This window comes from Bradyrhizobium sp. B120, assembly GCF_049075665.1.
Classification (GTDB): domain Bacteria; phylum Pseudomonadota; class Alphaproteobacteria; order Rhizobiales; family Xanthobacteraceae; genus Bradyrhizobium.
In genome coordinates this window covers 7311061-7330442 of sequence record NZ_CP185242.1, presented here as the reverse complement: position 1 = coordinate 7330442, position 19382 = coordinate 7311061, and the positions used below count along the sequence as shown (strand labels likewise).

Sequence of the window (19382 nt, the reverse complement as noted above, 5' to 3'; positions counted from 1 at the left end):
GGAGAGAGCGCGCCGCGCTACACCTTCCGCGTCTCCAGCTCCCGTCCGGTTTCCAGCATCAGCCGGCGCAGCCAGATCGAACCGGGATCCATCTGGGCCCGTGTCGGATAGAACATATGCTGCTCGTCGATCCCCGGATCGAGCGGCGGCGTCACCGTCACCAGCGATAACTGCTTCGCCAGCGCAGAGATCAGCCGGCGCGGCACGAAGGCGACGAGGTCGGTGCGCGCGGTGACGTGCAGCGCCTCGATATAGCCCGGCACCACCAGCGCGATCCGGCGCTGGATGCCCTTGGCGCGCAGCCAGGTGTCGATCAGGTCCTCGTTGTGGCCACGGATGATCACCGCGACATGGCGCGCTGCGAGGAACGCCTCGCGCTTCCTGAGCTTGGCGCCGGCGGGATGGCCGCGCCGCACCGCCAGCGCATCGATGTCGGTGTAGAGCCGTTGGCGGTGAAATCCCTTGAAGGAATTGCCGATCGAGATCACGAGATCGATGGTGCGGGCAAAGTCGGGCGTGAAGATCGGGGAGCTCCGCCACGGCACCACGTCGATGGTGACGTTCGGCGCCAGCTGCGTCACCTTCTCCATCAGCCGCGGCATCAACAGCTCGACCGCGAGGTCGGGCATCATCAGGCGGAAATGCCGCTCGCTGCGCGCGGGGTCGAAATCATCGGAGACGAACAGCGTGCGCACCTGGTCGAGCGCCTGCGCCAGCGGTGAACGCAGCGCCTGCGCCCGCGGCGTCAGCTCCATCCGGGCGCCGTTGCGCACCAGCAGCGGATCGCCGATCAGGTCGCGCAGCCGCTGCAGCGCGTGGCTGGTCGCGGGCTGCGACAGATTGAGCCGCATCGCGGCGCGGCTGACATTGGCATCGCGCAGCAGGGCGTCGAGCGCGACCAGCAGGTTGAGGTCAAGCGAATTCAAATTCATCAGGTGAATATATATCATACCACCTATCGATTGGAAGAATGTGCGCCGGCGCCGCATGATCCGCGGGCAAGGCGTTCTCACGCGAAGCGAACAGCGCTTCGCGTGAGGAAATGCCTGAAATCAGAGCCAATCCATCACAAGGAGACGCGCCATGAGCGCAGCCGACAACAAGAAACTGGTGCAGGAAATATTCGCGATCGCGGGCGATCCCGATCCCGCGGTGCGCGAGAAATCGCTGCTGGTGGCCAATCTCGCCGACGACGCGATCTGGACGGTGACCGGGCAATATTCCTGGTCGCACACCTTTACCGGCAAGCAATCGATCATGAACGACCTGCACGGGCACGTCCGCTCCAGGCTGGTGGAGCGCGGCCGCACCATCGCCCACCGCTTCATCGCCGACGGCGATATCGTCGTGGTCGAGGCCAAGGGCAACAACCTCACCAAGGAAGGCCAGCGCTACGACAACGATTATTGCCTGGTGTTTCGCTTCGACGGCGGCCGGATCAAGGAAATCCGGGAATATTGCGACTCGGTGCTGACCGAGAAGGCACTTGGTCCGTTTCCGGCGGCCGCGGTTCGCGCGGCGGGTTAGGTGCTTGGTAGCCGGGCTCGCGGCGGCGCTCGCCTGGATCAGGCAGTGGCGTGAGAACCGGCGCGCATGGCGGCAGCTTGCGGCCACGAGCGAACGCGAGTTGCAGGATATCGGGATCTGCCGCGCCGATGTCGTCGACCACGGCCGGTATGACAAGGGCAGGCCGCACTGGCCGCCGTGAGAGCGAAGCGATCGCAGCACGCAGGGTGGGCAGGGCGCTGTGCGCCCTTACCCACCCTGCGCAGTGCTTACGCCACCTTGGACTTGAGGTGGCCGAACATGATGTCGCGGGCCGCGTCGTCCATTTCGGCCTTGAAGGTGTGCTTGTCCTTCAGCGCGTTGGCGCGGGCCGCCGCGGGCCGCGCCGAGATCTCGTCGAGCAGCCGCTTCACATTCGGGTATTTGGCAAAGCCTTCCTCGCCGAGGATGAAGGTTGCCATCCGCACCCAGCCCCAGAACGCCATGTCGACGATCGTGTAGCTGTCGCCGACCATGTAGCGGCTCTTCGCTAGATGATCGTTGAGGATCTTGTAGTGGCGATGCGCCTCGTACTGGTAGCGGTTGTTGGCGTAGTCGAGATCCTTCGGCGCGAAGTGCTTGAAATGCACCGCCTGGCCGGAATACGGGCCGACGCCGGTCGCGATGAACATCAGCCAGGACAGCGTCGCGGCGCGGTTGGCCGGGGTGTTGGCGGGCAGGAACTTGCCGTGCTCCTCGGCGAGGTAGAGCAGGATCGCGTTGGAGTCGAACACGAAGATGCCGTCGTCGTCGATCGCCGGCACCTTGCCGTTCGGATTGACCTTGAGGAAGTCGGGCGCGAACTGCTCGCCCTTGCGGGTGTCGACCGGGATCGCCTCGAACGGCAGGCCGGACTCTTCCAGAAACAGCGCGACCTTCATCGGGTTCGGCGCGCCGTTGAAATAGAATTTGATCATGAAGTGACTCCCTTGGTTCTTGTGACCGGCGAGATCGGGACGCGGCGGGCGAGGGCCGCAGACCGGCCCCTCATGCGCAAACTTCGCCGCAATGCGCAAGCGACGAGTTTGTGAATCAGGGTCGCGTGCCGCGCTGGTCAGCCGGCCCAGAAGAAGCCCAGGATACCCGCGACGATCAGCGCGGCGCCCGCGACGTCCAGCACGGCGGCGGAACGGGTCGCGGCGTGCAGGTTGGAGAGCTGCGTCGCGCGCTCGGAGCCGCGGGCATAGCCGTGCACGATGATCTCTTCATTGAACTCACCATGCGCCTCGAGGGCGAGCGTGAGGCCGACGCAGACCAGCAGGATGCCGAAAATGATCAGGCCGAAGAATCCGAGCAGGCCGATCAGCAGCATCGGAAACATGCCGAGCAGGAAGACCGGCAACAGCGGCACCAGCAGCAAGGTCTCGGATTGTCTTCGCATCGGGCGACCAATCGAAACGGCAAGTGACGGAGGTCAATGTAGGCCCGCCGCGGCGGTGCAACAAGACGGCCCGCGTTCAAGACGGCGTCATCGTTCTCCACTCGTCATTCCGGGGCTCGCGAAGCGAGAACCCGGAATCCATCGGGCCGCATAGCAGGTGGCGCAATGGATTCCGGGCTCGCCGCTTTGCGGCGCCCCGGAATGACGAAGAGGGAGAGACGGCGCCGGATCGCGCGGTGGGCGCTCAGCCCACCGCCATCCCGGAACGGATCTCGGCGCGCAGTTCGTCGATCAGCCGCAGGCCGGTCTTGGTCTCGACGTGCCAGAAGGTCCAGCCGTTGCAGGCGCCGGAGCCCTGCGCGACCGCGCCGATGCGGTGGATCGAGCCGACCTTGTCGCCGAGCATGATGGCGCCGTCGGCACGCACCAGTGCGCCATGGCGCTTCTTAGCATCGACCAGTTTCGCGCCGGGCACGATCATGCCGCGTTCGATCAGTTCGGAGAATGCCACCCGCGGCGCCTCACGTGCGGTCATGAACGGGGCCAAGGTCTCGGCCGGCAGCGGCTCGATCGCGGCGATTCGCGCTTCGGCGGCGGCGGCATAGGTCCGGTCGCGCTCGAAGCCGATATAATTGCGGCCGAGCCTTTTGGCGACTGCGCCTGTCGTTCCGGTGCCGTTGAACGGATCGATCACGAGATCGCCGGGCTTCGACGACGACAGCAGCACGCGGGCGAGCAGTTGCTCGGGCTTCTGCGTCGGATGGACCTTCTTGCCGTCGTCGCCCTTGAGGCGTTCCTCGCCGGTGCACAGCGGGATCAGCCAGTCGGAGCGCGCCTGCACGTCCTCATTGGACGCCTTCAGCGCTTCGTAATTGAAGGTGTAGCCCTTGGCTTTCTCGTCGCGCGCGGCCCAGATCATGGTCTCGTGCGCGTTGGTGAAGCGGCGGCCGCGGAAATTCGGCATCGGATTGGACTTGCGCCACACGATGTCGTTCAGGAGCCAGAAGCCGAGGTCCTGCATGATCGCGCCGACGCGGAAGATATTGTGATAGGAGCCGATCACCCACAGCGTTGCCGACGGCTTCATCACGCGGCGGCAGGCGAGCAGCCAGGCGCGGGTGAAGTCGTCATAGGCAGCGAACGACGAGAACTTGTCCCAGTCGTCGTTGACGGCATCGACATGCGATTCGTCGGGGCGTTTGAGATCGCCCTTGAGCTGCAGATTGTAGGGAGGATCCGCGAAGACCAGGTCGACCGAGCCGGCCTGAAGCTTCGACAACTCGGCCACGCAATCGCCAATGACGATGTGGCTCGACGGGGCACTCTCAAATTTAGTGCGGGGCGCCCTTGCAGACGCCCCGCGACGCGACACTACCATGACTCAAGAACTCTGACTCAGGCGACGCTGTCGGCGACGCGGGACTAAACAACCGACTGGCGTCACATTGACCCGGCAAAGTAAAAATCGACTTAATTGGAAATGTTCATGCAAAAGATTGCAGCATCTTTTGCGCGACATGGCGCAGTCTCGTTTGCGTTGTGCTGCAACATCAGCGCGTTCGACGAAAAATTTTGCGGATCATCAAACCGGCACGATTCGGCCGGTAAATTGGCCGCTGCTTGCAGTGTTCGCGGCCCGAAGGATGCGCGTCTAACGACTAGGCAATTTTTGCCGGGCAGGATATTGATTAACAGAATGGAAATTTTAGGTTGGTGTGTCCCGCAATGGGGCGCCGACTGGAATGAAGGGAAACCGCCATGCGCTATGATGATTTCCGCCGCAGCGACGATGTCGAAGACCGTCGCGACGACAGCGGGGGCGGCGGTGGTGGTGGCGGCTTCGGCATTCCGATGGGCGGCGGTGGCGGGCTCGGCATCGGCACGGTCATCGTGCTCGGCCTGCTCGGCTACGCCTTCGGCATCGATCCGCGCATCCTGATCGGCGGCGCCGAGATTCTCACCGGCGGCGGCCAGGCGCCGAGCTATCAGACCGACCGGCAGTCGTCGGGCGGGCAGGCCAAGCGCGGCGCGCCGACCGACGAGATGGGCAGCATGATCGCCGGCATCCTCGGCGAGATTGACGATCGCTGGAGCGAGATCTTCCAGGCCTCGGGCCAGACCTACACCGGTCCGAAGATCGTGCTGTTCCGCAACGCCACCAATGGCGGCCGCTGCGGCATGGCGCAGTCGGCGATGGGACCGTTCTACTGCCCGCCGGACAAGACCATCTTCCTCGACACCGGTTTCTTCCGCGAGGTCGAGACGCGCTTCCGCGGCTGCTCGGGCAACGCCTGCAAGTTCACCGCGGCCTATATCATCGCGCATGAGGCCGGCCACCACATCCAGAACCTGCTCGGCATCATCCCGCGGGTGAACCGGTTGCAGCAGCAGGCCGGCAGCAAGGCCGAGGCCAACGCGTTGCAGGTCAAGGTCGAGTTGCAGGCCGATTGCCTCTCCGGCGTCTGGGTCAACCGCGAGGAGAAAAAGCGGCCGGGCTTCCTCGAGGCCGGCGACATCGACGCCGCGCTGACCACGGCGAACGCGATCGGCGACGACACGCTGCAACGGCAGGCGACGGGCAGGGTGGTGCCTGATTCATTCACCCACGGCTCCGCCGCACAGCGCAAGCAGTGGTTCATGACCGGCTACCAGCAGGGCACGGTGCAGGCCTGCAACACGTTCGGCGGGGGCGGGTAGCGACGGCTCTCGTGCCCCGGATGCAGCGCAGCACAAGTGATGCGCTGCTGGTCCGGGGCCCATCGTGGAGCGAGATCGCAGGTAGATGGGTCCCGGCTCTGCGGAGCAGCGCTAGCGCGCTGCACCGCGTCCAGGACATGAGGTAGATAGAATGTCCTCGATCGACGAATCCAAAACCTTCATCCCGCTCAATATCGCGGTGCTGACGATTTCCGATACCCGCACGCTGGCGGATGACAAGTCGGGCACCACGCTGGCCGACCGTCTGACTGCGGCCGGCCACAAGCTCGCGGCGCGTGAGATCGTCACCGACGATGTCGAGGCGATCCGCGCCGTGATCCGGCGCTGGATCGCGGACCCCGGCGTCGATGTCGTCATCACCACTGGCGGCACCGGCTTCACCGGGCGCGACGTGACGCCGGAGGCGGTCGAGCCGCTGTTCGAGAAGCGGATGGACGGCTTTTCGATCGCCTTCCACATGCTGAGCCATGCCAAGATCGGCGCGTCGACGATCCAGAGCCGCGCGACCGCCGGCGTTGCCGGCGCGACCTTCATCTTCTGCCTGCCCGGTTCGCCCGGCGCCTGCCGCGACGGCTGGGACGGCATTTTGGCCGCGCAGCTCGACTACCGCACGCGACCCTGCAATTTCGTCGAGATCATGCCGCGGCTGGATGAACATCTGCGCCGCGCCAAGGCGAAGGGCGCGAGCGCGTAGCCGTCACACCCTCCCTCGTCATTCCGGGGCATCGCGCAGCGATGAGCCCGGAATCCATTGGACCACATGACGTGCGGCCCAATGGATTCCGGGTTCGCGTTTCGCGCGCCCTCAGATGCGCAATTGCGCATCGGGGAATGACGGTGAGGGGGTGACGCCTAAAGCTCCAGCTCCCAAGTTTCCCCGACCAGGTCGACGCCAAAACTGTGGTGCTTCTCGTCCTTGACCCGCTGAAAGCCGGCACGCGCATAGATGCCGCGCGCGGCGAGCAGGATGCTCTGGGTCCACAGCGTCATCTTCCTGTAGCCCATCTCGCGCGCGGAGCGGACGCACTGGTCGACCAAGGCGCGGCCGACGCCGAGCCCGCGCGCCTTCTCCTCCACCGCCAGCAGCCGCAGCTTGGCGACCCCGTTGCCGCCGTTGACCAGGAAGACCGAGCCGACCGGCTCGCCGTCGGCCTCCGCGATCCAGCAATGCTCGCAGGCCGGATCGAACGATCGCAGAAACTGCGCACAGATCTCGGCGACCAATGCCTCGTAGCTGATGTCCCAGCCGTATTCCTCCGCGTACGCGCGCCCCTGCTGCGAGATCACCCAGCCGATGTCGCCGACGCGGTGGCTGCGCAGCAGGAAGGCTGTCGGCTTCTCGGCCGGCGGCTCCAGCGACTGCTCGATCGTGCCCATCGCGCGCACCACGGCTGCACGGCGGTCGCCGTCCATCTGCTTCAGCAGCGCGCCGACCTCGCTGCGCGAGCGGCGGTCGAGATCGGCGGCAGCGGTGCGGCCCTTGGCGGTGAGGGCCACCTCGTTGACGCGTTTGTCGGCCTTTGACGGCTTGCGGGTCACGATCTGGCGGCGCTGCAGTGCTGCCAGCGTGCGGCTGACGAAGCCGGCATCGAGGTCGAGATCGCGCACCAGATCGGTCGCGGTGCAATCCGTGCGATGCGCGAGCTCGTAGATGATCCGCGCTTCCTGCAGGGTGAACGGGGAATGCAGCAGCTTCGGCTCGATGATGCCGAGCTTGCGGGTATAGAACCGGCTGAAGCCGCGGACCGCGGCGACCTGGCTCTCGAGGGCGGTGTCATGGGAATTTGATTTCATCAAACATATTATTTGACGGAATCAAATAATTCGCAAGCCCTTTCCCACGCGTTTGCTTCGCGCGAACCGGTGTCTGCTTCGCTTGACTACGCCTTACGCCACCATGATCCGGCTGCGCAGCATGGTGCGGGAGGAGCGGCCGAGCCGGCGCAGCAGGCGCGCCTCGGAGCGGCGGGCGTCCGGCCGGTAGCCGCCGATCCGCTCGTAATGCTCGCGCGCGATCAGAAGGCCCTGTTCGGCCGAGGGGCCGGTGATCATCCGGGCGACGAATTTGAGGCCGTCGCGCAGGCCGGGGTCGCTATAGGGCGCGCGGGCGTAGCGGAAGATGCCGGCGCGGTCCTTGCCGCTTGCCGCCACCATCTGGATGAACTGGGTGGTCTCCTCGATCCAGCCGGCATCGAGCACCGCGCCCGGATGCAGGAACATCAGCCAGGGCGAACGCGCCTGCCTGGCGCCTGCCGCGAGTGCCGCGGCGCGCGTGCCCTCGAAACGCAGGAAGTGACAGCCGGCGATGTCGGCAACGCGCTCCATCACGTCGCTGTTGGTGCGGTCGACCAGCAGCACCTCGCGGATGACGCCGGCAGCCGCGCCCGGCACCAGCGCCGCCAGCGTTGCGACGGCGGTCCGCTCGACTCCGTCGGTGGGGATGATCACGCTCAGCATGATTTTGAGGCTTCGCTGGCTCAAACAATGGAGAAACTCCGGCCGTGTTATCACCTTGTCATATTCAAAGCAGCCTTTTCGCCTGCAGATTTTTACGCCATCACTTTGTGGATTTTCTCAGCTCTTGTTCTTGATTTGTTCTCGGGCTGTGTTAGCTTCAAAACATGAGCCGAGCATCCTCTCATGCCCTCAAGCACCCGCCGGTAACGGCGCCCTCCGATAACCCGGCGGGTGCACCTTCACCTGTTCCTGCCCCTTTTCCCGAGCTTGCGGTCGCGATCGAGCGCGAGCGGCGGCGCGGCCGCGGCGCGCAGTCCAATGCCAGCGGCCGCTACGAGGCCGAGGCGCGGGTTGCCTTCGACGACGGCTGGCAGAGCCTCGACGACCTGCCGCCGTTTTCGACCAGCGTGGCGCTCGACACCTCGCGCAAGGTGATCACCCGCAACGACTCGCCCGATATCGGCTTCGACCGCTCGATCAATCCCTATCGCGGCTGCGAGCACGGCTGCGTCTATTGCTTCGCGCGGCCGACCCACGCCTATCTCGGCCTGTCGCCCGGGCTCGACTTCGAATCGAAACTGTTCGCCAAGCCGGACGCGCCCGCGCTGCTGGAAAAGGAGCTGGCAGCGCCCGACTACGAGGCGCGGATGATCGCGATCGGCACCAACACCGATCCCTATCAGCCGATCGAGCGCGAACGGAAAATCATGCGCGGTATTCTCGAGGTGCTGGAGCGCGCCGGCCATCCGGTCGGCATCGTCACCAAGTCGGCGCTGGTGACCCGCGACATCGATATCCTGGCGCGGATGGCCAAGCGCAATCTCGCCAAGGTCGCGCTCTCGGTGACGACGCTGGACCCGAAACTCGCCCGCACGATGGAGCCGCGCGCCTCGACCCCGTCGAAGCGGCTCGAGGCGATCAAGCGGCTGGCTGATGCCGGCATCCCGACCACGGTGATGGTCGCGCCCGTGATCCCGGCACTGAACGATTCCGAGATCGAGCGCATCCTCGATGCCGCCGTGCATGCCGGCGCCAGGGAGGCGAGCTACGTGCTGCTGCGGCTGCCGCTCGAGGTGCGCGACCTGTTCCGCGAATGGCTGATGGCGAACTATCCCGACCGCTACCGTCATGTGTTCACGCTGATCCGCGACATGCGCGGCGGCCGCGACTACGATTCGCAATGGGGCACACGGATGAAGGGCACCGGCCCGATGGCCTGGATGATCGGCCGCCGCTTCGAGATCGCCTGCGAAAAGCTCGGCCTCAACAAGCGCCGCACCAAGCTGACCACCGATCACTTCGCCAAGCCGAAGCGCAGCGGGCAGCAGTTGAGCTTGTTCTGACGCCACAGCCGTCATTGAGAGGGGCGAAGCGACGAAGCAATCCACGCTTCGGTATATGCGGTACGATGGATTGCTTCGCTTCGCTCGCAATGACGAGAAAGGTAAACATGAGTAACGCCCCGACTGCCCGCTTCACCGTCCTCACGCTCGGCGTCAGCGACATGCGCGCCAGCATCGCCTTCTACGAATCGCTCGGCTTTGCCAGAAAGATGCGCGCGACCGGCGAGGAGGTTGCCTTCTTCGACACCGGCGGCAGCGTGCTCGGGCTGTTCCCGTGGCATCTGCTCGCTGACGACGCCGGATTGCCCGATCAGCCGCGGCCGGCCGCATTCCACGGTGTGTCGATCGCCTGGAACTGCAACGACGATTCCGAGGTCGATCGTGTGATGGCGTTCGCGCTGTCGAAAGGCGCCAAACTGCTCAAGGCCGCGCAGCCGACGAGCTATGGCGGTTATTGCGGCTATTTCGGCGATCCTGACGGCCACGCCTGGGAAGTGGTGCGCGCGCCGGGCTTCGAGGTTCTTGAGAGCGGGCGGGTGTCCATCCCGGATTAGAGCGAGCCGAATTGAATAACGGGGAAGGGCGCCGGGTTCCCGGTTGCACCGCGGGCCTTGCTTGACCACCATCCCCGCATGATTCGGGACAAGTCCAAAAGCGCGTCGAAGAGTGCGTCGAAGAAGGCGCTGGCCAAATCGGCCAAGCCGGAGAAGCGCGTGATCGCCGTGACGCGGCCGAGCTTCCGGCGCGAGCGCGCACTGATCAAGCGCGGCGTCTGGCCGGTTGCCGGGTGCGACGAGGCCGGGCGCGGTCCGCTGGCCGGGCCCGTGGTCGCCGCCGCCGTGGTGCTGGATCCTAATCGCATTCCCAAGGGTCTCGATGATTCCAAGCGGCTGACCGCCGAGCGCCGCGAGGAACTGTTCGAGGAAATCTGCGCAACCGCAGCGTTCTCGGTCGCGGTGGCTTCGCCTGCGCGAATCGACCGCGACAATATTCTGCGCGCCTCGCTGTGGGCGCTGGCGCGCGCCGTCCATGCGCTGCCGGAAATGCCGAAGCACGTCTTCGTCGACGGCCGCGACAAGCTCGCCACGCCCTGCGACTGCGACGCGGTGATCGGCGGCGACGGCATCGTGGCCTCGATCGCGGCGGCCTCGATCATCGCCAAGGTGACGCGCGACCGCCTGATGTGCGCGCTGGCGCTGGATTGCCCCGGCTACGGCTTTGAGCAGCACAAGGGCTATGGCGTCCCCGAGCACCTCGAGGCGCTGGACCGGCTCGGCCCCAGCACCCATCATCGCAGCTTCTTCGCGCCGGTCGTCGCCGCGCGGCTGAAGCATTTCCCGGTCGCGGCCGAGCCCGATCTGTTCACGATGGACGCGGAAACCGAAGCCGCAGCATCGGCGGCGGCATAGCGCGACCGCGTCTCCACTCACCCAACCCTGTCATCGCCCGGCTCGCCGCCTCCGCTAAAGCTTCGGCGCGCCTACGATCACAGCCTCGTCGAAGCCTCGGCGGAGACGGGACCGGGCGATCCAGTATTCCAGCGACAGTCGTTTTCGATCTAGAAGCCGCGGCGTACTGGATGCCCCGCCGGAGCCTGTCATCGGGCGCGCGTTCGCGCGACCCGGTGGCGGGGCATGACACCTGTGTTTGGCTTTGCACGGTAGACTCATCGGCCCCGGTTGCCTCTCCCGCCGCCGCCCGTTATCAACTCCTCAGGGATCAGATGGCGCCGCTGACGGGTGGCTGGGGCATTTCAGGCGTTTCATGCGGTTTACCTCCCTGGTTGTCGAACTGATCCGCGCCCGGCCGCGCCTCGTGGTATGGGTCGTGGTGCTGGTGCAGGCCGCGATCTGGCTGTTCCTGCCGCTGATCTTCTACGGCAGCCCACCCGGCAATCTCGCCACCGTCCTCGCGTTTGGCCGTGAGTATCAGGTCGGCACCGACATGGGGCCGCCGCTGTCGTTCTGGCTCGCCGACATCGCCTTCCGCGCCGCCGGCAATCACGTGTTCGGCGTCTACCTGCTGGCGCAGGTCTGCGAGATCGCCACCTTCATCGCTTTCTACCAATTGGCGCGCGCCATCGTCGGCGGTCCGCAGGGCGTGCTGGCGGTGCTGCTGTCGATGACGGTCGTGGTGTTCTCCTCGCCAAGCGTCGAGCTCGGGCCGCTGATCCTGGCGCGTCCGCTGTGGGCGCTGTTGCTGCTGCATTCCTGGCAATTGATCGGGCAGGACCGGCGCGCCGCCTGGTTCGCCTGGTCGATCGACTGCGGCCTCTTGCTGCTGACGACACCGGCGGCGCTCGGCATGATCCTGCTCGTGGTCGGCTTTGCGCTCGCAACCGAGCGCGGGCGCCGCACTCTGCGCGCGGTCGATCCGCTCTATGCGCTGCTGGTCATCATCGTGCTGGCGCTGCCCTACCTGGTCTGGCTGGTCCGCGCCGACGTCCTGGCGCTGCCGGCCTTGCCCGCGGCTGCCGATCTCAAGACGCGCGCGCTGCGCTGGGGCGTCGTGCTCGGCGGGCTGATCGTGGCGACGGGTGCGATCGTGCTGCTGGCGATCCTCAATTCGCGCTGGTTCGCCCGCGACCGTGAGGATTCCCCGATCATCTACCGCCCGCCGGTCAGTCCGCTGGCGCAGCACTTCGTTTATTTCTTCGCGTTCGCGCCGGCGATCGTGAGCAGCTTCGTCGCCGGGCTGTTCGATCTGGATCGCGCCTTCGGCGGCGCCGGCGTGGCGCTCTTGATGTCGGGGCTCGCGGTCGTGGTCGCGACCGGCGATCTGATCCATCTCAGGCGGCAGCGGCTGTTGCGCTCGGTGTGGGCCTTCGCTGTCGCTGCGCCCGCCGCGGTCGCGCTGGCGGCGGCGCTGTTCCTGCCCTGGACCAGCACCACCGAGGTGCCGACCTCGCTGCCGGCAGCCGCGATGGGACGCTTCTTCGACGACAGCTATGAACGCCGCACCAACCAGCGCCTGCGCGCGGTGGCCGGCGATCCCGAGCTCGCCAGCCTGATTGCGATGAACGGGCGCCGTCCGCATCTTTTGCTCGACGCCGCGCCGCAGCGGACGCCGTGGCTGTCGGTCGCAAAGTTCAACGAGACCGGCGGCGTCGTGGTCTGGCGCGCGCAGGACACCGCCGGCACGCCGCCGCCCGAGCTCGCGCAGCGCTTCCCGGGCCTGGTGCCAGAAGTGCCGCGCTCGTTCGACCGGCTGGTCAATGGAAGGCAGCCGGTGCTGCGAATCGGCTGGGCGATCGTGCGGCCGAAGGGGTAGGGATTTCATCCGGAGCCGTAGCCCGGATGAAGCGTAGCGAAATCCGGGGCCGCTTCCTCAACTTGCACGGTCAGTCCCGGATTGCGCTGCGCTCCATCCGGGCTACGAAGCTACAAAGCCGTTGCGGCTTGCAGCACCTTCGCGATCGCGCGCAAATCCTGCCACGACAGTCTCTTGTAGGACGGCGAGCGCAACAGATAGGCCGGATGGAAGGTGGCGACGGCGCGGATCGAGCGCGTGCCGGTGTCGTAGTCGATCCATTTGCCGCGCGTGCGCATGATGCCCTCGCGCGTGCCGAGCAGCGCCTGCGTCGAGGGATTGCCGAGCGTCACCAGCACGTCGGGATTCACCAGCTCGATATGGCGCTGGATGAAGGGCAGGCACACCTGCGTCTCCTGCGGCGTCGGCGTGCGGTTGCCCGGCGGCCGCCACGGAATGACGTTGGCGATATAGGCCTTGCTGCGATCGAGCCCGATCGCCGCGATCATGCGGTCGAGCAGCTTGCCGGAGCGGCCGACGAACGGCAGTCCCTCGATGTCCTCGTCGCGGCCCGGCGCCTCGCCGACGAACATCACGCGCGCCTGTGGATTGCCATCGGCGAACACCAGCCGGGTCGCGGTGTGCTTCAGCGCGCAACCGTCGAATGTCTCCATCAGTCCACGCAGCGCCTCCAGCGTCGGCGCGGTTCGCGCGGCCTCGCGCGCGGACGCGATCGCGGCGTCCGGCGCGATGGTGATTTCGCTGCGCGGAACGGCCGGCATCGGTGGCGGGCGCAGCGGATTGAGTGCAGCCGGACGCGGCGCGGCGGGGGCGGGAACTGGCTCGGGCTCTTCCAGCCGGTTGATCGGCTCGTCGCCGAGCGCGCAATCAACCCCGGCCTCGAGGTAAAAGGCGAGCAATTGCTGCAGTGTAGGGGTGGGCTCGGGCATCAGGGCCATCGGCGCAATCTAGAGCATGGCGGAGAAAAGTGGAGGCTCGATTTCGGAAAAGATTATTCTCTTGAGGTATCCGGGCCGTGCAAAGCCATGGGAGCGCAATTCCATGGTTGTCCTTCCGCCAAAAATCGGAAACAACGACTTTTGAAAAGCTTAGAAGCGTTCTCAATGGGCTGAGATCAAGATCATGAGTGCTGAAGACCTTCCCCCGCGCGAGTCTATGGAATTCGATGTCGTCATCGTCGGCGCCGGCCCGTCGGGCCTGTCGGCCGCGATCCGGCTGAAGCAGCTCAATCCCGAGCTCTCGATCGTCGTGGTGGAGAAGGGCTCCGAGGTCGGCGCGCACATCCTGTCGGGTGCGGTGATCGATCCGGTCGGGCTCGACAAGCTCGTTCCGGACTGGCGCGAGGACGCGGACTGTCCGCTGAAGACGCAGGTCAAGGAAGACCGCTTCTACTGGACCACGTCGCAAGGCTGGTTCCGCATTCCGAACTTCATCATGCCGCCGTTGATGCACAATCATCACAACTACATCGGCTCGCTCGGCAATGTCTGCCGCTGGCTGGCGCCGAAGGCGGAAGCGCTCGGCGTCGAGATCTATCCGGGCTTTGCCGCCACTGAGGTGCTCTATGACGACAAGGGCGCGGTGCGCGGCATCGCGACCGGCGACATGGGCATCGCCAAGGACGGCAGCCACAAGGATTCCTATACCCGCGGCATGGAGCTGCTCGGCAAGTACACGCTGTTCGCCGAAGGCGCGCGCGGCTCGCTGTCGAAGCAGCTGATCGCGAAGTTCAAGCTCGACGCCAACTCCGAGCCGCCGAAGTTCGGCATCGGGCTGAAGGAGGTCTGGCAGATCGATCCGGCCAAGCACCGCAAGGGACGGGTTCAGCATACGCTGGGATGGCCGCTGAACGACAAGACCGGCGGCGGCTCGTTCCTCTATCACTACGACGACAACCGCGTCGCGGTCGGCTTCGTCGTGCATCTGAACTACAACGACCCCTATCTGTCGCCGTTCGACGAATTCCAGCGCATGAAGACGCATCCCGATATCCGCGAGCTGTTCGAGGGCGGCAAGCGGCTCGCCTATGGTGCGCGCGCCATCACCGAAGGCGGCTACCAGTCGGTGCCGCGGCTCTCCTTCCCGGGCGGCGCGCTGATCGGCTGCGCGGCCGGCTTCGTCAACGTGCCGCGCATCAAGGGCGTCCACAATGCGATGGGCTCCGGCATGCTTGCCGCGGAGCATGTCGCGGCCGCGCTCGGCGCCGGTCGCGCCAATGACGAGCTCGTCGAGTACGAGAATGCCTGGCGCTCGTCCGCGATCGGCAAGGACCTGTTCAAGGTCCGCAACGCCAAGCCGTTGCTGTCGAAGTTCGGCAACCTGCTCGGAATGGCGCTCTCCGGCTTCGACATGTGGTGTAACACGCTCGGCTTCTCGCTGTTCGGCACCCAGTCGCACGCCAAGCCCGACCGCAAGACGCTCGATCCGTCGAAGCAGCACCAGCCGATCGCCTATCCGAAGCCGGACGGCAAGATCTCGTTCGACAAGCTGTCGTCGGTGTTCCTGTCCAACACCAACCATGAGGAGGACCAGCCGGTCCATCTCAAGGTCGCCGACATGAACCTGCAGAAGACGTCGGAGCATGACGTGTTCGCCGGTCCCTCCAACCGCTATTGCCCGGCCGGTGTCTATGAATGGGTCGAGGAGGGCGCCACCCCGCGCTTCCAGATCAACGCCCAGAACTGCGTCCACTGCAAAACCTGCGATGTGAAGGACCCCAACGGCAACATCACCTGGGTTCCTCCGGAGGGCGGCGGCGGACCGAACTACGAGGCGATGTAAGGCCAAGGTGAAGCTGACGCGGCCGACCACATTTGCGTGAGGCCGGTCGCAGCGTTCGCTCGTCCTCTCCTCGTCTGGAGCGGCCGGATTGCACCGCCGGATACAATGGTGAGGTGGAACAGGGGGGCGCGGCGCCAGTATCCGGCGCTTTTTGCTTCCGCGCGCGAATATGCCGGGGCCGGTCACGATACCGCCATAGTGGGAGGGTCTTGCGGTGGGCTGGCTGGATCGGCAGGCCTAACGGCCTAATCTGCCAATCGATTCGGCATGGGTTACCTCTGGGCGATCCTTGCGGATAAACGCCAAAAGCGGCATTGTCGCTCGCCGGGATGCCGCCGCTTGGGTTCGCATTTTGAGACTGATCGCAGGATCTTGTCGCGAAGATCTTGGCCGTAAATCCTTCGTGGCCTTAAACCCCTGGAGCAAGGCGACCGTGATGCTGTCCACCCGTTTCAACCGCCTGACGATTGCCGTTCTTGCTGCCGCGGCGCTTGCCGTGCCTGCGCAGCTTGCGGCGCAGACACCCGACCATCCGACCGACAATGCTGCGCAATTCCCAAGCAAGACCGACCTGAAGTCGCTGACCACCGCCGGCAGCTATCTGGCCGCCCGCCACGCCAGTGTCGAGCGCGATGCGGCCTCGGCTGCGGCGTTCTACCGCTCGGCGCTGCGCACCGATCCGAAGAATTCCGAGCTGCTCGACCGCGCCTTCATCTCCTCGCTCGCCGACGGCGACATCGACGAGGCGGTGAAGCTCGCCGACCGCATCCTGACCCAGGACAAGGCCAACCGCGTCGCCCGCCTCGTGGTCGGTGTGCGCGACCTCAAGCTGAAGAAATACGCCGCCGCGCAGTCCAACATCAACCAGTCGGTCCGCGGTCCGATCACCGACCTGGTGGCGACGCTGCTGTCGGCCTGGGCGGCCTATGGCGCCGGCGACAGCAAGGGCGCAGTCGCCTCGATCGACAAGCTGACCGGCCCCGAGTGGTATCCGATCTTCAAGGATCTGCACGCCGGCATGATCTACGAGCTGTCCGGCAAGGAGAAGGATGCCGGCGCCCGCTTCGAGAAGGTCTACAAGCTCGACGATTCGATGCTGCGCACGGTCGACGAATATGCGCGCTGGACCTCGCGCAACAAGGATGCCGCTGCCGCCACCGCGATGTACGAGGCGTTCGACAAGAAGCTGCCGCGTCATCCGCTGGTGCTGGAAGGCATCAAGGAAACCAAGGCCGGCAAGAAGCTGCCGCCGCTGATCGATTCACCGCAGGCCGGCGCCGCCGAGGCGCTGTACGGCATCGGCGCGACGCTGACCCGCCGCGGCGGCGAGGATCTCGCGCTGGTCTATCTGCAACTCGCGCTCTATCTGCAGCCCAACCATCCGCTGGCGCTGCTGTCGCTCGCCGATCTCTATGAATCGGTGAAGAAGCCGCAGATGGCGATCAAGGTCTATGAGCGGATGCCGGCGTCCTCGCCGCTGAAGCGCAACGCGCAGATCCAGCTCGCGACCAATCTCGACGCCGCCGACCGCAGCGACGAGGCGATCAAGATCCTCAAGGAAGTCACCACGGATCAGCCGAAGGACATCGAGGCGATCCTCGCGCTCGGCAATATCGAGCGCGGCCGCAAGAAGTTCGCCGACTGCGCCACCACCTATTCGCAGGCGATCGACGCGCTGCCGGCCGCCGGCGGCGACAAGAACGCCTGGGTCACCTATTACTACCGCGGCATCTGCGAGGAGCGCTCCAAGCAGTGGAACAAGGCCGAGGCCGACATGCGCAAGGCGCTCGAGCTGCAGCCCGAGCAGCCGCATGTGCTGAACTATCTCGGCTATTCCTGGATCGACCAGGGCATCAACCTCGACGAAGGCATGAAGATGATCAAGCGTGCCGTCGATCAGCGTCCTGACGACGGCTACATCGTCGATTCCCTCGGCTGGGCCTATTACCGGATCGGCAATTACGACGAGGCGGTGAAGAACCTCGAGCGCGCGATCGATCTGAAGCCGGAAGATCCGACCATCAACGACCATCTCGGCGACGCCTACTGGCGCGTCGGCCGCACGCTGGAAGCCAAGTTCCAGTGGGCGCATGCCCGCGACCTCAAGCCCGAGCCGGAAGAGCTGCCGAAGATCCAGGCCAAGATCGACAACGGCCTGCCGGACGACACCTCGAACGCCGCCTCCGCCGACAAGAAGAAGGACGACGACGGCAAGGGCGGTTGAGCCCGGTATAGCCGCCAGCGTGCATTGCCAATTGAGACGTGATGCCTGGGCTTGTCCCGGGCATCGACGTTTCCACATCGTCATGGCCGGGCTTGACCCGGCCATCCATCCCCGTCGTGAGATGAATTTTCGGCTGATGGATGCCCGGGTCAAGCCCGGGCATGACGAGCGGAGGCGGAATTTCCGTGCAAACAAAGGGATAGGATCGTGAGGCGATTTACGCTAATCGCAACACATGTTTGTTTTTAGGGGTTTATCGCCGTGCCGGCGCTGATTGAAGAAGGGCGTGCCAAGGTCAACCTGACGCTGAAGGTTGTCGGACGGCGCGTCGATGGGTTTCACGACCTGGAGAGCGTCGTCGCGTTTGCCGATTGCGCCGATCGTCTCACGCTCGAGCCGGGGCCCGAGCTGTCGCTCTCGATGCTGGGGCCGCTCGCCGATGCCTGCGGCGATACCTCAGACAATCTGGTGCTCAAGGCCGCGCGGCTGCTCGGCGAGCGCGTCGCGGATCTCGAGGTTGGCCACTTCACGCTGGAGAAGGTGCTGCCCGTTGCGGCCGGCATCGGCGGCGGCTCGGCGGATGCCGCGGCCGCGCTGCGGCTTTTGGCGCGGCTCAACGAGCTCTCGCTCGACGATAGCAGGATCATGGAGGTCGCGCTGCAGACCGGCGCCGACGTGCCGGTCTGCGTCGCCTCGCGCGCCTGCGACATGACGGGCGTCGGCGAGGGCCTGCTGCCGCTCGACCTGCCGAAAATGCCGTGCGTGCTGGTCAATCCGCGCGTGCCGGTTGCGACCAAGGATGTCTTCAATGCGCTCGGGCTGCGCCATGGCGAGCTTTTGATCGGCGCCACCGATGTCGTGATGCAGGGATCGTCCTGGCCGGACGCCGGCCACGCGGTCGACGACTGGATCGCGGCGCTTTCGCGCGGCACCAACGATCTCGAAGCCCCCGCCGCGCGCATCGAGCCCGTCATCAGCGACGTCTTGTCCGCGCTGCGTGACACCAAAGGCGTTCGCCTGGTGCGCATGTCGGGCTCCGGCGCGACCTGCTTTGCCGTGTTCGGAACCGACACCGACGCCCAGGCCGCCGGCGAAAAGCTCCGCACCGCGCATCCCGGCTGGTGGATGCATGCGGGTGCGCTGAGCTAGCGTTTCTCTCCGCCGTCATTCCGGGGCGTGCGAAGCACGAGCCCGGAATCCATTGATCCACATCTTGTGTGGCCTGATGGATTCCGGGCTCGCGCCAAAAGGCGCGCCCTCAGGTGCGCAATTGCGCACCGGGGAATGACGGGGAAGGGTGCGACAAAACAACCTGACGGGCAACTCGGCAAAACCTGTCAATCCTCATGCGTGAAGCAAAGCTCGGACAGTCTTGTCGCGAGAGCGCGGAAGTTTGACTCACTGACAGTGCCACCTGTTCGGGGTCGTCCCTGCCTAGTGCGCAATTGCGCACGGGAGCAGGGACCCATAACCACAGGCCGTCATTGTTGAGCGACTCCCGAACGACGAGTCCCATTCACAATATCCGCTGCGGAGTATGGGTCCCTGCTTTCGCAGGGACGACAGGGGCATTTGCGGCATCATCCCACCGCAACGCCGGGCAGCGTTGCGCCCCTGATTGCTTGGCAAGCCAAACCCCGTTTGCCATAACAGGATGAAACAA

Annotated in this window: 18 protein-coding genes; 11 read left to right on the top strand and 7 right to left on the bottom strand. The window is 65.5% G+C overall.

Going from position 1 to position 19382, the window contains the following annotated elements:
- Positions 1–17 precede the first annotated feature (17 nt).
- The gene (locus ACOIX3_RS34080) at positions 18–932 is read right to left on the bottom strand and encodes a LysR family transcriptional regulator (protein WP_420971855.1); all 915 of its coding nucleotides are present in this window, start codon (positions 930–932) and stop codon (positions 18–20) included.
- A gap of 151 nt (positions 933–1083) precedes the next feature.
- Between ACOIX3_RS34080 and ACOIX3_RS34075 the strand changes: the two genes are divergently transcribed.
- Positions 1084–1527, top strand: coding sequence for a nuclear transport factor 2 family protein (locus ACOIX3_RS34075; protein ID WP_420966437.1), 444 nt, complete (start codon positions 1084–1086; stop codon positions 1525–1527).
- Between the two features lie 4 nt (positions 1528–1531).
- Positions 1532–1708 (top strand): DUF1127 domain-containing protein, encoded by a 177-nt coding sequence (locus ACOIX3_RS34070; RefSeq protein ID WP_420966435.1) that lies wholly within the window; start codon positions 1532–1534, stop codon positions 1706–1708.
- A 67-nt stretch (positions 1709–1775) separates the two neighbouring features.
- On the opposite strand, the gene ACOIX3_RS34065 is transcribed toward ACOIX3_RS34070, so the two are convergent.
- The 3 genes from ACOIX3_RS34065 to ACOIX3_RS34055 all read right to left on the bottom strand — a co-directional run bounded on the left by ACOIX3_RS34065 (position 1776) and on the right by ACOIX3_RS34055 (position 4304).
- Entirely contained in the window at positions 1776–2462 is a 687-nt protein-coding gene (locus ACOIX3_RS34065; protein ID WP_420966433.1) for a glutathione S-transferase family protein, read from the bottom strand.
- A 137-nt stretch (positions 2463–2599) separates the two neighbouring features.
- The gene (locus ACOIX3_RS34060; RefSeq protein ID WP_420966431.1) at positions 2600–2926 is read right to left on the bottom strand and encodes a hypothetical protein; all 327 of its coding nucleotides are present in this window, start codon (positions 2924–2926) and stop codon (positions 2600–2602) included.
- 244 nt (positions 2927–3170) lie between these two features.
- Positions 3171–4304, bottom strand: coding sequence for a site-specific DNA-methyltransferase (locus ACOIX3_RS34055; protein ID WP_097672884.1), 1134 nt, complete (start codon positions 4302–4304; stop codon positions 3171–3173).
- Between the two features lie 380 nt (positions 4305–4684).
- On the opposite strand from ACOIX3_RS34055, the gene ACOIX3_RS34050 reads away from it, so the two are divergent.
- Both ACOIX3_RS34050 and moaB read left to right on the top strand, forming a co-directional pair.
- A complete protein-coding gene (locus tag ACOIX3_RS34050) occupies positions 4685–5623 on the top strand; it encodes a neutral zinc metallopeptidase (RefSeq protein WP_420966429.1) in 939 nt (312 codons plus the stop codon).
- A 151-nt stretch (positions 5624–5774) separates the two neighbouring features.
- Positions 5775–6338 carry a molybdenum cofactor biosynthesis protein B gene (moaB, locus tag ACOIX3_RS34045; protein WP_420966427.1) on the top strand — a complete coding sequence of 188 codons (564 nt, stop codon included), beginning with the start codon at positions 5775–5777 and terminating at the stop codon, positions 6336–6338.
- Between the two features lie 158 nt (positions 6339–6496).
- Here the strand turns inward: moaB and ACOIX3_RS34040 are convergent, their stop codons facing one another.
- Both ACOIX3_RS34040 and ACOIX3_RS34035 read right to left on the bottom strand, forming a co-directional pair.
- Complete coding sequence (locus ACOIX3_RS34040; RefSeq protein ID WP_420966425.1) at positions 6497–7438, bottom strand: bifunctional helix-turn-helix transcriptional regulator/GNAT family N-acetyltransferase; 942 nt, start codon at positions 7436–7438, stop codon at positions 6497–6499.
- 93 nt (positions 7439–7531) lie between these two features.
- Positions 7532–8101, bottom strand: coding sequence for a glycosyl transferase (locus ACOIX3_RS34035; RefSeq protein ID WP_420966423.1), 570 nt, complete (start codon positions 8099–8101; stop codon positions 7532–7534).
- A gap of 164 nt (positions 8102–8265) precedes the next feature.
- Between ACOIX3_RS34035 and ACOIX3_RS34030 the strand changes: the two genes are divergently transcribed.
- From ACOIX3_RS34030 to ACOIX3_RS34015, 4 genes are all read left to right on the top strand, one after another.
- Positions 8266–9444 carry a PA0069 family radical SAM protein gene (locus ACOIX3_RS34030; protein ID WP_420966421.1) on the top strand — a complete coding sequence of 393 codons (1179 nt, stop codon included), beginning with the start codon at positions 8266–8268 and terminating at the stop codon, positions 9442–9444.
- A 107-nt stretch (positions 9445–9551) separates the two neighbouring features.
- Positions 9552–9998 (top strand): VOC family protein, encoded by a 447-nt coding sequence (locus ACOIX3_RS34025; protein ID WP_420966420.1) that lies wholly within the window; start codon positions 9552–9554, stop codon positions 9996–9998.
- A 78-nt stretch (positions 9999–10076) separates the two neighbouring features.
- Positions 10077–10853 (top strand): ribonuclease HII, encoded by a 777-nt coding sequence (locus ACOIX3_RS34020; protein ID WP_420966419.1) that lies wholly within the window; start codon positions 10077–10079, stop codon positions 10851–10853.
- Between the two features lie 355 nt (positions 10854–11208).
- Positions 11209–12714 carry a glycosyltransferase family 39 protein gene (locus ACOIX3_RS34015; protein WP_420966418.1) on the top strand — a complete coding sequence of 502 codons (1506 nt, stop codon included), beginning with the start codon at positions 11209–11211 and terminating at the stop codon, positions 12712–12714.
- 110 nt (positions 12715–12824) lie between these two features.
- Here the strand turns inward: ACOIX3_RS34015 and ACOIX3_RS34010 are convergent, their stop codons facing one another.
- Entirely contained in the window at positions 12825–13646 is an 822-nt protein-coding gene (locus ACOIX3_RS34010) for a uracil-DNA glycosylase (protein WP_420971854.1), read from the bottom strand.
- Positions 13647–13836: 190 nt separating this feature from the next.
- Between ACOIX3_RS34010 and ACOIX3_RS34005 the strand changes: the two genes are divergently transcribed.
- The 3 genes from ACOIX3_RS34005 to ACOIX3_RS33995 all read left to right on the top strand — a co-directional run bounded on the left by ACOIX3_RS34005 (position 13837) and on the right by ACOIX3_RS33995 (position 18868).
- Positions 13837–15495, top strand: coding sequence for an electron transfer flavoprotein-ubiquinone oxidoreductase (locus ACOIX3_RS34005; RefSeq protein WP_420966417.1), 1659 nt, complete (start codon positions 13837–13839; stop codon positions 15493–15495).
- 436 nt (positions 15496–15931) lie between these two features.
- Positions 15932–17719: a tetratricopeptide repeat protein gene (locus tag ACOIX3_RS34000; protein WP_420966416.1), complete on the top strand. Its 1788-nt coding sequence runs from the start codon at positions 15932–15934 to the stop codon at positions 17717–17719.
- A gap of 261 nt (positions 17720–17980) precedes the next feature.
- Positions 17981–18868 (top strand): 4-(cytidine 5'-diphospho)-2-C-methyl-D-erythritol kinase, encoded by an 888-nt coding sequence (locus ACOIX3_RS33995; RefSeq protein ID WP_420966415.1) that lies wholly within the window; start codon positions 17981–17983, stop codon positions 18866–18868.
- Positions 18869–19382 lie beyond the last annotated feature (514 nt).